General features: G+C 51.6%; 11 protein-coding genes. 8 read left to right on the top strand and 3 right to left on the bottom strand.

Translation table 11 applies throughout. The features are described from left to right. Positions 1-78: 78 nt before the first annotated feature. The 5 genes from CRO74_RS19935 (at position 79) to arsB (ending at position 3,481) form a co-directional block, all read left to right on the top strand. Entirely contained in the window at positions 79-408 is a 330-nt protein-coding gene (locus CRO74_RS19935; RefSeq protein ID WP_097128183.1) for an ArsR/SmtB family transcription factor, read from the top strand. Positions 409-488: 80 nt separating this feature from the next. Continuing rightward, positions 489-1,385, top strand: a complete 897-nt coding sequence (locus CRO74_RS19930; RefSeq protein WP_097128181.1) for an arsenite methyltransferase — start codon at positions 489-491, stop codon at positions 1,383-1,385. 106 nt (positions 1,386-1,491) lie between these two features. Then, positions 1,492-1,983 (top strand): GNAT family N-acetyltransferase, encoded by a 492-nt coding sequence (locus CRO74_RS19925; RefSeq protein ID WP_097128706.1) that lies wholly within the window; start codon positions 1,492-1,494, stop codon positions 1,981-1,983. Positions 1,984-1,994: 11 nt separating this feature from the next. Next, positions 1,995-2,420, top strand: a complete 426-nt coding sequence (locus CRO74_RS19920; protein ID WP_097128179.1) for an arsenate reductase ArsC — start codon at positions 1,995-1,997, stop codon at positions 2,418-2,420. After that, the gene (arsB, locus tag CRO74_RS19915) at positions 2,417-3,481 is read left to right on the top strand and encodes an ACR3 family arsenite efflux transporter (protein WP_097128178.1); all 1,065 of its coding nucleotides are present in this window, start codon (positions 2,417-2,419) and stop codon (positions 3,479-3,481) included. The genes CRO74_RS19920 and arsB overlap by 4 nt, the downstream gene beginning before the upstream one ends. Before the next feature lie 174 nt (positions 3,482-3,655). Here the strand turns inward: arsB and CRO74_RS19910 are convergent, their stop codons facing one another. The 3 genes from CRO74_RS19910 to CRO74_RS19900 form a co-directional block, all read right to left on the bottom strand. Next, positions 3,656-4,057: a hypothetical protein gene (locus tag CRO74_RS19910; RefSeq protein ID WP_097128176.1), complete on the bottom strand. Its 402-nt coding sequence runs from the start codon at positions 4,055-4,057 to the stop codon at positions 3,656-3,658. Between the two features lie 392 nt (positions 4,058-4,449). Continuing rightward, positions 4,450-6,147, bottom strand: a complete 1,698-nt coding sequence (locus CRO74_RS19905; protein WP_097128174.1) for a tetratricopeptide repeat protein — start codon at positions 6,145-6,147, stop codon at positions 4,450-4,452. A 169-nt stretch (positions 6,148-6,316) separates the two neighbouring features. Further along, complete coding sequence (locus tag CRO74_RS19900; protein WP_097128173.1) at positions 6,317-7,132, bottom strand: purine-nucleoside phosphorylase; 816 nt, start codon at positions 7,130-7,132, stop codon at positions 6,317-6,319. Positions 7,133-7,401: 269 nt separating this feature from the next. On the opposite strand from CRO74_RS19900, the gene CRO74_RS19895 reads away from it, so the two are divergent. The 3 genes from CRO74_RS19895 (at position 7,402) to CRO74_RS19885 (ending at position 13,275) form a co-directional block, all read left to right on the top strand. Then, positions 7,402-8,442 carry a LacI family DNA-binding transcriptional regulator gene (locus CRO74_RS19895; RefSeq protein ID WP_097128172.1) on the top strand — a complete coding sequence of 347 codons (1,041 nt, stop codon included), beginning with the start codon at positions 7,402-7,404 and terminating at the stop codon, positions 8,440-8,442. Positions 8,443-8,528: 86 nt separating this feature from the next. Further along, positions 8,529-9,770: a mandelate racemase/muconate lactonizing enzyme family protein gene (locus CRO74_RS19890; protein ID WP_097128171.1), complete on the top strand. Its 1,242-nt coding sequence runs from the start codon at positions 8,529-8,531 to the stop codon at positions 9,768-9,770. Between the two features lie 373 nt (positions 9,771-10,143). After that, complete coding sequence (locus tag CRO74_RS19885) at positions 10,144-13,275, top strand: SusC/RagA family TonB-linked outer membrane protein (protein ID WP_097128170.1); 3,132 nt, start codon at positions 10,144-10,146, stop codon at positions 13,273-13,275. The last annotated feature ends 33 nt before the right edge of the window (positions 13,276-13,308 follow it).

Raw genomic sequence — 13,308 nt, 5'->3', positions numbered from 1 at the left:
GTGGAAAACAGCTTAGGAAAGCGTAAAAAATAATCATCGTAATATTACGATTACAAATATTCTACTTACCTTTGCCGCATGGGATTGACAAAAACCGAAGTCTTTACAGACCAGCAGAACCGCGTTGCTGATCTGGCCAAAGCCTTTGCGCATCCGGCCCGGGTTGCCATTCTGCAACTACTGGCCCAAAAGAAAGCCTGTGTATGTGGCGACATTGTCGATGAGTTACCGCTGGCTCAGGCTACTGTTTCGCAGCACCTGAAAGAATTGAAGCGCATAGGCATCATCCAGGGCAGTATTGACCCGCCCCGGGTTTGTTACTGCATCGATGAAGTTGTCTGGCAAGAAGCCCGCCAGTTGTTCGGGAAGGTATTTGACTCGGTTATCGTTGAAAAAAGCTGTTGCTGAGTAGTGCCGACCGGGACGGTCGGCACTACAGCCAACTCTTACCTAAATCAATCGTAATATTACAATTAACGTATACAACTATGCAAACCGATGATCAGTTGAAAACCGTTGTCCGGGAGGCTTACGGGCAGATCGCCAGCCAATCGAAAGCGTATAACGAAGCCTCCTGTTGTGGGGCCACGAGTTGCTGCTCACCTACTGATAATCCGGCCATCATGGCTGATGACTATAGCCAGTTAGCCGGTTATGTAGCCGATGCCGATCTCGGCCTGGGCTGTGGTTTACCAACCCAGTTTGCGCAAATCAAACCCGGCGATACGATTATTGATCTTGGTTCGGGGGCTGGAAACGATTGTTTCGTAGCTCGTCATGAAGCGGGCCCAACCGGTAAGGTCATTGGTATTGATTTCACGGAAGCCATGATTAGCCGCGCCCGTAAAAATGCCGATACACTCGGCTACAACAATGTTGAATTTCGGTTCGGCGATATTGAGAAAATGCCCGTAGCCGATAACACGGCCGATGTTATCGTGTCGAACTGCGTGCTGAATCTGGTACCCAACAAGAAAAACGTCATTTCCGAAATTTGGCGCGTGCTCAAAACCGGCGGACATTTCAGCATTTCAGATATTGTACTCGACGGTGATTTGCCTGCCAACTTACTCAAGGCGGCCGAACTGTATGCGGGTTGCGTTTCGGGGGCTATTCAGCAGGACGTTTACCTGGGCCTGATTCAGGAAGCTGGTTTCACCAACCTGACGCTCCAAAAGCAGAAGCCCATTTTCCTGCCCGATGAACTACTGGCCAACTACATGACGACCGACGAAATAGCATCCTTCCGTCAATCCGGCACGGGTATCGTTAGCCTGACCGCTTACGCCGAGAAACCAGCGGCACCCGTCAAACCTCGTGTTCAACTCGCCGACCTGACAAAAAGCGCGGCCACCCGTTGCGAACCCGGCAGCGGTTGCTGTTAATGGGCGTGGTCCCTATGGTGTCGGTTTTGAGGAGCCGAAACGCGTAACGCGGGTGGGAACCCGCGATTTCCAGTTAAAAATTGCGGGTTCCCACCCGCGTTACATCATGCAAATCCGAACTGTACAACCAACCGACTGGCCTGCCATGGCCGCTATTTACCAGCAAGGCATCAACACGGGCAATGCCACCATGGAAACGCAGGCTCCCTCGCCCGAAACCATGGCAACTTCGTACATGGTCTCCCCGCAGTTAGTCGCTGTTGAAGACGGTGACGTGATTGGGTACGCCCTGCTCACGGCCGTATCGGGCCGGTGCATATTCTCTGGCGTAGCCGAAGTGAGCCTTTACATTGATACCGCCCACCGGGGCAAAGGTGTCGGGCAACGGCTCCTGAACCAACTGATTGGCGAGAGCGAAGAAAAGAGTCTCTGGACGCTCCAGGCGAGCATTTTACGCGAAAACGTAGCCAGCATAGCCTTGCATAAACGTTGCGGCTTCCGCGAAGTTGGCTACCACGAACGCATTGGCAAACGCGCCGGTATCTGGCGGGATATTTTACTGCTCGAACGACGCAGTACACAAGTAGGCATTGATTAACCCCAAACAAGATGAAAACGATTCTAGTACTCTGCACGGGCAATTCGGCCCGGTCGCAAATGGCTCATGGCTACCTTCAGTATTTCGCTGGTGATCGCGCTACCGTCTACAGCGCCGGGGTGGCTCCCCACGGTGTCAATCCGCTGGCAACTCAGGTAATGGCCGAAGATGGTGTCGACATTTCGCACCACACATCCAATCACGTCGATGAATACCTGAATAGTCCCATCGACTACGTCATTACTGTTTGCGACAACGCCCGCGAGCAATGCCCCTATTTCCCATCGACGGCGGAGATGATTCACCACAGTTTTACCGACCCTTCCCACGCCCCGGAAAGCGAGCGACTGGCACAGTTTCGGGTGGTTCGGGACCAGATAAAACAGTATAGCAAGCAATTTATTAACGAACGGCTGACCGAGTCGGCAGGCGCATGAATACAGAAACATTAACGGGCAAACCCAAACCCAATAAACGACAGCTTTCGTTTCTGGATCGCTACCTGACTCTCTGGATATTCGGGGCTATGGCACTGGGTATTCTGCTGGGGAATCTGTTTCCGCAAATCGAGCAGTCACTGAACGCCTACCAACAGGGAACAACCAATATTCCACTGGCTATCGGCCTTGTTCTGATGATGTATCCGCCCCTGGCCAAAGTCCGGTATGACCAGTTGCCGCAGGTATTCCGGAACCGAAAAATCCTGCTTCTTTCGCTGGTACAGAACTGGCTCATCGGCCCGGTATTGATGTTTGCACTGGCCGTTCTGCTCCTGCCCGACAAGCCGGAATACATGACCGGCCTGATCATGATCGGTATTGCGCGTTGCATCGCCATGGTGATTGTCTGGAACGATCTGGCCCTCGGCGACCGAGAATATGTGGCCGGTCTGGTTGCGTTCAACAGCGTTTTTCAGGTACTTTTCTATTCTGTCTACGCCTACGTCTTTGTCACAATCTTACCACCCCTGTTTGGTTTACCGGGCATGGCGGTCGACATCAGCATCGGGCAAATCGCCGAGAGTGTGTTCATTTATCTGGGCATTCCGTTCATTGCGGGTATGTTGTCCCGCTGGTTACTGACCCGCTGGAAAGGCCAGCACTGGTACGAAAGCCGTTTCTTACCCACCATTAGCCCGATTACCTTGGTGGCGCTGCTCTTTACCATCGTAGTAATGTTCAGCCTGAAGGGTCGTCTGGTGCTGGAATTACCGGGCGATGTGTTACGGATTGCCCTGCCGCTGGTTATCTACTTTGGGCTTATGTTTTTTGCTGCCTTCTATCTGGCAAAACGCGCCGGGGCCGACTACCCGAAAAGTACATCGCTCGCCTTTACGGCCGCGGGCAATAACTTCGAGTTGGGCATCGCTGTAGCGATTTCGGTATTCGGCATCAACTCCGGTGTGGCCTTTGCCGCCGTTATCGGGCCGCTTATCGAAGTGCCGGTGTTGATCCTGCTGGTCAACTTTGCGCTGAAACAACAACCGAAGTTTAACTGACGTGGGGCAGTCGCTGACCTACAACTACCTACACCCTGGGCCAGCCACCGGCTCGGTACTTGCCCCCGGAAACCCCGCCCCCCCGGAGCCCCGGATTGCATCCGGGGATATCCAGAGTCAACCCCTTCGGGGTTAATTTGCTTGAGGGGTTGACTTTGGACGGGTTTGTTACCGCTAGTTGATGGCAACCAAGCGTTGTGGGGCTGCCACCGGAGTTGCTGTGCCAAGCTGCACCTGTTTAACAATGCTGGCACCACTGGCCGAACTGATTTCCAATTCGTATGTTCCACCAGGCAGATCATCTACGTTCAACTGTAAACGTGCCTGGGTTTGTCGTTTGCCTACTTGTTGCGTAAACAGATAATTGCTTTGGCCAACTTCACGCAAGCGGATACTGACTGACTCGACGGGTGTCTTGTCGACGGCCAGTTTGATCTTGTTCGTCTTGGTGATATAAACACTGGCGTCGAAGGAAGCCGGTTTTGTTGGGTTGGTTGGATTGGCTAACAAAGGTGTAGCACTAAAAAAAAGAGCGGCAACTGTTTTGGCGAAAGCGGAAGTAAGTGAGTTGTTCATGGCAGTATGTTGTTGTTTTACGTGATTTTTAAGTTCACGTACTTAATGCCAACAAGTATGCCAATAGAATTATCTTACTGGGAATCAATAACTTATTTCAGGATGCCGTTTTTCAGGATGTACGATAGCGGACAAGTTGGGTCCGCTATCGTACAATTTTAACGTGAATAATGGCTTGTAAACCGCTGTAACGAGGCTAATTTTTGTCATCCCGACGGCAGGAGGGATCTTCGGATGGGACGAACTACTCCAATTTACCGAAGATCCCTCCTGCCGTCGGGATGACAAAAATCAACCCAGACTACTACTTGAAAATCAGACACCTGCTATCAATATCAGTCATTATTCACGTAATTTTACCAATCAAGCGGTAGGGCAGTCAGGGCCACAAATCAATAAACAGACGATACGGGTATTCGCTCGGCCCTCGAAAAAGCGGTTTTATATCCAGCCTCGATCCGCGCCAATTCAGTCCGTTTTCCCTGAAGGGTAAGCGCCTTATGAAGCCCTACCAACGACCAGCCATTAGCCGGATGATGGGCCAGATCTTCGCGGTATACCGCTTCCGCTTCCTTCGCTTTCTTCAATTGAAGCAGATAAGCACCCAAAAATTGCCGGGCCGGTAAGGGCCAGTCGCTGGGTTCGGTATAGATCAGTTGATCTTCAAGGGCAATAGCCTGATGAAGGGCCGAAAAAGCCGGATCATACGCCTTTTGAGCAAACTGTAGCGAAGCGTCCAGAATATGTCCGGCCATGCGGGCTACGGGCAGGGGCGCATTGAAAGGAATTCGTCTCTTTTCAAGGATTGGGTCATTTAATAGCTCCTGAAGCTGCTTTAGTTCCTGTTGGGCTTCTGCCGTTTTTCCAAGTCCCACCAGCGCCATACCTCGCGAGAAATGATCCAGCAACATGGCATAGGCCCAGTCGTTCTGCGGTTTCGGTGCCGCCAATATCTCGTTCCATTTACCCAGTCTTACCAGCGTCAGCGAGGGCAACATGTACAGGTATTGATCGTAGGTATTCGCGGCTACCGGCGAGACGGATTTACGACAACGAAGGGCGTCTTTTAAGCCAATTTCATACATACCGCCAGACAGTGCACAATAGGTTTGAACGGCAAAATAATGGGGCGAATGCTTTACCAAATTTAGATGAGCCGCCAGCGAATCATAGACCCGTAAATTGGCATCGGCTTTGTCGTTAACCAGCACGCCCTGTTCAAAAAGGCCGTTTCGCTGGTATTCGTGACTCGCCATATGGACCATGTGCGCAACGCCCGGCAGCAGTATTTTGAGTTTATCGGCACTGGTTAGGGCCACACCGGGCAGTCGGGAGGCTTCGGTCAAATGGATTTGATAATGCAAGGCAGCCGGATGATCCGGGTATTTTTTCAATACGTCGGCGGTTAAGTCGACTACTTCGGGCGTCCAGGCTTTGGGGTTTCCATCGGGTGTCCAGAAATCCCAGGCATGGATCAGCATAATGGCGTCTACATACAGCATTTTGATTTCCGGATCGTCAAATTCGGCGATTAGTTCTTTAGTTGCCGATGCGTAGGCCTGGTTAAGCGTTTTCCGATCTCCCCCAATTGCATCGGGGGCGTATCGGGTGTTCATAACCTGAATCAGCCGTTTCTCTTTCGTATTGGCATTCGATGCCAGCTCGTTCATGCGGGCCAGAATAGTGGGCATCTCGGCGGGAACGGTGTAGGTATGGGCCGCATTGTAATAAGGACCTCCTGCCAGTGCCTGTCCCCACCAGGCCATCGGGCAGGTCGGGTCCTGACGCGCTACTTCTTTAAACGAAGCCATCGCTTCTTTCATGTGGTAGCTGTAATACATTGTCAGGCCCTGGTTGAAGTAAAACTGAGCACTATCCGATTTGGTAGCGATCGGATACGTGTGATTTCCCCAACCCGGCAGAGGAACCATAAACTTCCCGTTTTCCATCTGGTTTATGCGCCCGCTGGCATCAATCCCACACATGGCGATACTTGTGCCAGTCTCCGAAACGGAGACGGAGGAAGGCTTACTAACGAAAATGGCGGTCAGAAACAGAGGCAGGAGTAAAATCAGAAAAACAGTTTTCATATCAGTATGTATCTTCAGAAGAAAATGAACGGGCCTGGGCTACCAATTGGCTACAGATGGCTATCCATAAGGAATATAGGGATTTTCGTTGTGTTTCGCACGTAGTGTTTGTAAACGGTCGAACAAGTCTGCCAAAGCAATGCATACCCTTCAAACCGTATAGTTCATTTTACAAGCGGCCAACCATTTCCCGAATCAGTGCCGTTAGTTTTGGCTCTGCCTGTGCAGCGGCTGCCAGAATCTTAACCAATTCTGCCTTTTCCAATGTATCGGGGAAACATAAATCCGTAATGACGGACACGCCGAAAACGGCCATACTGAGTTGATTGGCCACAATCACTTCCGGCACTGTAGACATACCCACCGCGTCGGCACCCCATTGCCGCAGCATTCGGTATTCGGCGCGGGTCTCTAACTGCGGCCCCGTTACACTTACGTACACGCCACGTTTGAGCGGAATTTCCAGTTCGGCGGCAATCGAAAAAGCGAGGTCGATCAATGATTTTCGGTACGGCTCACTCATATCGGGGAACCGCTCGCCAAAAATGGGTGGGTTTGGGCAAATCAGCGGATTTTGTGGCAAAAGCAAACTGATATGGTCGTCGATCACCATCAGGTCGCTGGTTTGGAAAGCCGGGTTCATGCCGCCAGCCGCATTGGAAACGAGCAGCGTTTGTATGCCCAGCGCGTGCATTACCCGCACCGGGAACGTCACCTGCTGCATGGTGTAGCCCTCGTAGTAGTGGAACCGCCCCTGCATGACCACCACTGGTTTGCCGGCCAGGGTTGCAAACAATAATTTACCTGAATGAAACTCAACCGTGGAGAGCGGAAAATGCGGAATGGACTCGTAGGGAATCGTCGTGTCGATGTCCAGTTCATTGGCGAGTGCGCCAAGGCCGGTTCCGAGAATAATACCAATGGCTGGACGAAGGGTTGTTTTCGATTGAATAAACTGAGCGGTTTCCTGAATCTGTTCGAGCATGATTACTTTGCAGGGTATTTTTCCCCGCAAAGTAACGGCTTGCGGCCTTAATCTTCTAGCCAGTTGGTTTTCTTTAGGATGGATAAAAATGCAAAATCTGGGCAGATACCGCTCCTTACTGAACACGCGTCATCTGATAATAAAACAAATTTCAATAAAAATAATAATAGTTCTTGTTTTGCTTAATCGATTAACTTTATATTTGTTTGATTATGTTGCCGGGCTCTACTTATCCCACCAACCGAGTAGCCTAATCCCATAAATGAAGCATGAATAAGACCAAGGTGTCTATAAAAGATATAGCCCAAAAAGCCGGTGTCTCCACCGCTTTAGTGTCTTATGTGTTGAATGGCAAAGAAAAAGAAAGTCGGGTTGGACAGGAAATAGCAACGAAGGTCAGGCAGATAGCCGCCGAGCTAAATTACCAGCCGAGCCATCTGGCCAAGAGTCTACGAAGCGGTAAAACGCATACCATCGGCCTTGTCATTGCCGATATATCGAACCCGTTCTTCGCCAATATTGCCCGGGTGGTTGAAGATGAAGCAAAACGAAACGGATATACAGTCATTATTGGTAGCTCAGATGAAAATGCCAGCAAGTCGCGGGATTTACTGGAGGTGCTGATTAACCGACAGGTCGATGGATTTATCATTGTCTCCTCTGAAAATTCGGAGGATCAGATTCGCTCCCTGAACGACAGGCATATTCCTTTTGTGCTGCTGGACCGATATTTTCCGGAGATACCGACTGATTTCGTTTCGACCGACCATTACAGAGCATCGTATGACGCAGCCACTCATTTAGTTAAAAACCAGTACAAACACATTGGCATGATTGCCTACGATTCGCAAATGTTTCACATGCACGAACGAATTAGAGGGTATCAGGATGCACTTCGGGATAACCCAATAAACGCACATGAGCATTGGTTGAAACGGGTAAAGATCAGCGCCATCGACACCGGTGTGAAAGCAGCCATCGATACCATGCTGGCTACTGACCAACCTGTTGACGCGCTGCTGTTTGCCACCTATAGCCTAGCCGTAAGCGGACTGAAATACATAAACAAACTAGGTGTCAGGGTGCCGGACGACCTTGCCATCGTCAGTTTCGGACAAGCCGAGGTATTTGAATTGTACCATTGCCCCATTACCTACATCAAGCAGCCTATTGGGCTATTGGGCCAAACGGCGGTTGAATTATTAGTAAAGAAATTAACCCATAAACCAACTGAACCCGAGCAGATACTTATGAAAGCAGAATTGATCGAACGAGCCTCCTCAAAAACCCACAAAACCCTGATCACTTAGTTTTATGCCGTTGCTTAACCGATTAAGCGAATCCTTATACTGATTACTTCCTAAACCTTAATTGACGATTCCTTACCCTTAACTTTATGGAAAGACGTAACTTTCTCAAGTCGGCGCTCGTCGGTTCAACCGCTCTCTGGGCGGGTTGGCCGACGAGTCTGGCGCAGGCACCCCCGAAACTTAAAATCACGAAAATCAGGTATTACAGCGCCCCCGGCTATAATAAACCTTTGTTCAATCAGGCGCGCGGTATCGTTGAAATTTACACCGATGGCGGCATTATCGGCATCGGCGAGGGCGGATCAAAAGACATGATCGAACAGTGCGCCCAGATGATGATCGGTGAAAATCCGTTTCGCATCGAGCACATCTGGCAAAACGTGTACCGGGGTATGTTTTATCCACCGGGCCGCGAGAAACTACACGCACTCGGAGCGCTGGAAATGGCCCTCTGGGACCTTAAGGGCAAAGCGCTGGGTGTTCCCGTCTACGAGTTGCTGGGAGGGGCCACGCGGGATTATGTTGAATGTTATGCTACGGGCTTCCGGGCTTCCAAAGCCAAAACCGAAGAAGAACGCGCCAGAGACTGCATAGAAGCCGGTTTACGCGCTTACCGCATTGGTCCAACCGGTGGTAACGGCGATCAACCGTTCGACTTCTACGACAACGCCAAGAAAACGATTGAGCTCTGCAAGCGGATCGACGGGGCCGTGGGGGGTGGCGGCAAATGGGCCATCGATTTGCACACGCGCTTCGATACCACCGAAGGGCTAAAAATCTGCAAAGCGCTGGAAAACATGGAGCCTTATTTCGTGGAGGACATTGTCCGCTCCGAAAACCCGGCCGTGTATAAGACCGTTCGCCAGATGACAACCGTGCCCATTGCCGTGGGCGAGCAGTTTGGCGATCGCTGGGATATTAATGAGTTCATTGAACAGCGCCTGATCGACTACACACGGGTTACCTTACCCAACACCGGCGGTATCGGGGAGTTTAAAAAGATAGCCTCTTTGTGCGAAACGCACTATGCAGGCATGATTCCGCACTTCACCGGGCCACTGTCTACAGCGGCATTGGTACACGTTCTGGGCTCCAGCAGCCCCACCCGCTGCCTGATGGAGCTGGGCGGTGGCGAACCCGAGCGACCCGCTTATTTCAACGAAGATTACGTAAACTTCAAAAACGGCAAACTGTATCTGAACCCCGAGCCGGGTTTAGGCGTCAAATTCGACCCCAAGAAAGCAACGTTTGTACTGGAGGTATCGGCAAAGACCGAGTTCCCTCACCCAATCCTGAAAAGCCCCGATGGCGCCATCCACAACTGGTAAGCATACCTCTCATACAACCTGAAGATCGATTAAAAGCCTGATGAAGTAACGCCTGTTCTCTGTCAATAACTTAATCTTGTAAGGGTTAACTAGGGTATCCGACAGCATCCCTGCTGTCGAGCCGCTAGGCTAAAAATGACCCTTGAAAGTTAACCGGCCTGATTTAGCCTGACGGCTCGACAGCAGGGATGCTGTCGGATACGTACAGCACCAGCAAGGCCGGAAAACTAGAAAGTTCTTACAAGATATGATTTATGACAGGGTTGGGGTAACTCATTTCATTGCAACTAGAAATTAGTACTATATCAATATTATACATTGATATTCAAGGACAGTTTAATACCAATTCTGCTACCCTAAATCTCTGTTACAAATGAATAAAGCTCTAATCTTTCTTTGTTGTCTGCTTCTCAGTTGCGGTCTGGCCTATGCCCAGACGAACCGGATAACCGGTAAGGTAACCGGTACAGACAAGCAGCCATTACCAGGCGTCAACGTCCTCGTCAGTGGGACGTCCATCGGCACCGCGACGGATGCCTCGGGCAATTACGCCATTAATGCTCCCGCCAATGCCTCGCTGATTTTTTCGTATATCAGCTACGTCAGCCAGACAATACCCGTCAATAATCGCTCGGTTGTGAACGTAGAACTGGCCGAAGATGCCAAAGCCATTGATGAAGTGGTGGTAACGGCCCTTGGGATCAAACGGGAAGCCAAAACGCTGGGGTACGCCACCGCAACGGTCAATGCCGAACAGATCAACGTGAACCGGACGCCCAATTTCATGAGTGGGTTACAGGGCAAAATGGCCGGTGTCAACATCACATCCATGGGTACAGGCCCCGCCGGAACCGCCAAAATCCGCATCCGCGGTCAATCCTCATTCAGCGGGCAGAATAACCCGCTGATTGTTGTAAACGGTGTCCCGATCGACAATTCCAATTTCGCGCTGGGGGGCGATTTCGGCAACCGGGCTTCCAACAGTTCGGACGGTGGCGATGGTCTGAGCAGCATCAACCCCGACGATATTGAAGAGATGACCGTGTTAAAAGGCGCTACAGCTGCCGCTCTGTACGGCTCACGCGCCAAAGATGGCGTGGTGATGATTACGACCAAAAGTAAAGGCTCGGGGAAAGGCTTCGGCGTTACCTACAACACCAACTTCACGACCGATACCCCCCTCGACTTTACGGACTTTCAGTACGAATACGGGCAGGGCGAAGGCGGCAGACGACCTACAACGGCCAACCCAACATCGGGCGTGTGGAGTTTCGGCGAGAAATTCCAGCCGGGCATGACGCAGACTCTGTTCGATAATGAAACCTGGCCTTATGAGCCGGTACGCAATCGGGTGCGGCAGTTTTACCGCGTCGGCACCAATTTCACCAATACCGTAACCGTATCGAACAGCGGCCAGAACGGCGGTTTTAGCCTGTCGTTTGGCAACACCGACAATAAGGGAATCATGGAAAACAACACCTTCAACCGCAAGGTGATCAATCTGGGATTCACGCAGAACATTACCAGTAAACTGACAGCGCTGGGAAATATCAACTATTCGCTGGAAAATAACGTCAATCCACCCCAGCTAAACACCCAGGATCTGTCCGTATCGACCGTAATTTTCACGCTGGCCAACTCGATGCCTTTTCAGGCCTTACGGGAAAACCAGACCTTGCCCAACGGCGATGAGTTCGTTTTCTCGCGTTTTCTGGTTCGGAATAATCCCTATTATTCCATGAGCCGCAAATTCGAGAACGTCAATCGCAGTCGGCTGTTCGGGAACGTTGCCCTGAAATACCAGTTCGCCGACTGGCTGTACGTGCAGGCCCGGCTGGCGCAGGATTTCTACGTGCGCAATCAGGAGTACAATATTCCGAACGGGTACGCGCCCATTGCCCGCGCCCCGGTGGGTTTTGTGAATGGCTCCTACACGCAGGATGTCCGCCAGAATACCGAACGAAACCTTGACTTGATTCTCGGCATGAACAAGACGTTTGGCAGCATCGGCGTGGATGTAACGCTGGGCGGCAACCACCGCTACGCCCGCAACGACTACAACAGTGTAACGGTGCAGGATTTTGTGCAGCCGGGGCTCTACACCGTCATGAACGGCCGCATCAAAGACCCGCTCTACAGTCTGGCGGAGAAAAAGATCAACTCGGTGTTTGGGGCGGCTACGGTATCCTACAAGGACTTCCTGTTTTTGAGCGCCACCGCACGCAATGACTGGTTCTCGACGCTGGCTCCCTCCAACCGGAGCATTCTGTACCCATCCGTTACGAGCAGTTTTGTGTTCTCGCAGGCGTTCGATAACATGCCCGCCTGGCTGTCGTTCGGAAAGTTGCGTGCGGCTTATGCGCAGGTGGGCTCGGACAACGTCGACCCCTACTCCAACGCGCTGTATTTCTCCGTCGATAACAACTCCTTCCCGAACCCTTCCGGTGCGCTGGTACCCGTGGGCGGCATCAATGCAACGGTTGTTCCCAACAAAAACCTGCGCCCGCTCCGCATTCAGGAAGCAGAAGTGGGGCTTGAGCTGAAGCTGTTTGCCAATAAAATAGGCCTCGATTTTACCTACTACCACAAAACAACAGACGATCAGATTCTGGCCGCTCAGGTTTCCGATGCCTCGTCGTACACCAGCAAACTGATCAACGTAGGCCGAAGTATGAACAAGGGACTTGAGATGCTATTGACCTTTTCGCCCGTCCGGACGCCTGCTTTCCGTTGGGATGTCAGCGCCAACGTATCGTACAATACCTCCAAAGTGCTGAAACTTGGCTTATCGCCCAACGACACTGTCATTACCGTCAGCAGTGGCGGTGGGCGGACACTCAATCAGGTGGTGGGCAAGCCAATCGGGCAGTTGTACACCTTCACCTACCTGCGGGATGCGCAGGGTCGGCAGGTGTTCGACGCCAACAGCGGGATGCCGCTTCGGAACAATACCCTGAAAAACGTGGGGAATGCCCTGCCAAACTATTTCGGCGGCATCACCAACACCTTTACCTACCGGGGCATAGTGCTGTCGGCACTGATCGACTTCAAGCTGGGCCATAAACTGATTGCGGGCCGCAACATCAACTACATGCGCCACGGCTTGTCGAAACGGACCTTACCGGGTCGGGATGTGGGGTATGTGATCGGCAACGGGGTCAATCCAAACGGCGAGATCAACCAGACGAGAGCCGCCGTCCAGCCCTTCTACGAATCCATTAATCCGCTGGGTATCAACGAAGACTTTGTATTCAATGCCGGGTTTTGGAAACTGCGTCAGATCTCGTTGGGCTACGATTTCGATAAAATCCTGCCCCAGCGTTTCTTCCTGAAAGGTCTGCGGCTGAATGCAGTGGCGAACAACGTCCTGATCATCAAAAAATGGACCGAGAACATGGACCCGGAGGAAGTGCTGGTTTCGTCGGACAACGCCGTTGGACTGGATTTCTGGCCGGGCTTACCGCCTACCCGCAGCATAGGCTTTAACCTCAACGCCCGATTCTAATTTCTCTGTCATTCTTAAGGATGACAACACCCA

It is taken from the genome of Spirosoma fluviale, from assembly GCF_900230225.1.
GTDB lineage: Bacteria > Bacteroidota > Bacteroidia > Cytophagales > Spirosomataceae > Spirosoma > Spirosoma fluviale.
Note: the sequence above shows the minus strand (reverse complement) of the source record. Positions and strands in the feature narration are given on the sequence as shown.

Excerpts from the sequence above, each read along its gene's own strand:
- CRO74_RS19935 (WP_097128183.1), top strand. The coding sequence starts at position 79 with ATGGGATTGACAAAAACCGAAGTCTTTACAGACCAGCAGAACCGCGTT.
- CRO74_RS19930 (WP_097128181.1), top strand. The coding sequence starts at position 489 with ATGCAAACCGATGATCAGTTGAAAACCGTTGTCCGGGAGGCTTACGGG.
- CRO74_RS19925 (WP_097128706.1), top strand. The coding sequence starts at position 1,492 with ATGCAAATCCGAACTGTACAACCAACCGACTGGCCTGCCATGGCCGCT.
- CRO74_RS19920 (WP_097128179.1), top strand. The coding sequence starts at position 1,995 with ATGAAAACGATTCTAGTACTCTGCACGGGCAATTCGGCCCGGTCGCAA.
- arsB (WP_097128178.1), top strand. The coding sequence starts at position 2,417 with ATGAATACAGAAACATTAACGGGCAAACCCAAACCCAATAAACGACAG.
- CRO74_RS19910 (WP_097128176.1), bottom strand. The coding sequence starts at position 4,057 with ATGAACAACTCACTTACTTCCGCTTTCGCCAAAACAGTTGCCGCTCTT.
- CRO74_RS19905 (WP_097128174.1), bottom strand. The coding sequence starts at position 6,147 with ATGAAAACTGTTTTTCTGATTTTACTCCTGCCTCTGTTTCTGACCGCC.
- CRO74_RS19900 (WP_097128173.1), bottom strand. The coding sequence starts at position 7,132 with ATGCTCGAACAGATTCAGGAAACCGCTCAGTTTATTCAATCGAAAACA.
- CRO74_RS19895 (WP_097128172.1), top strand. The coding sequence starts at position 7,402 with ATGAATAAGACCAAGGTGTCTATAAAAGATATAGCCCAAAAAGCCGGT.
- CRO74_RS19890 (WP_097128171.1), top strand. The coding sequence starts at position 8,529 with ATGGAAAGACGTAACTTTCTCAAGTCGGCGCTCGTCGGTTCAACCGCT.
- CRO74_RS19885 (WP_097128170.1), top strand. The coding sequence starts at position 10,144 with ATGAATAAAGCTCTAATCTTTCTTTGTTGTCTGCTTCTCAGTTGCGGT.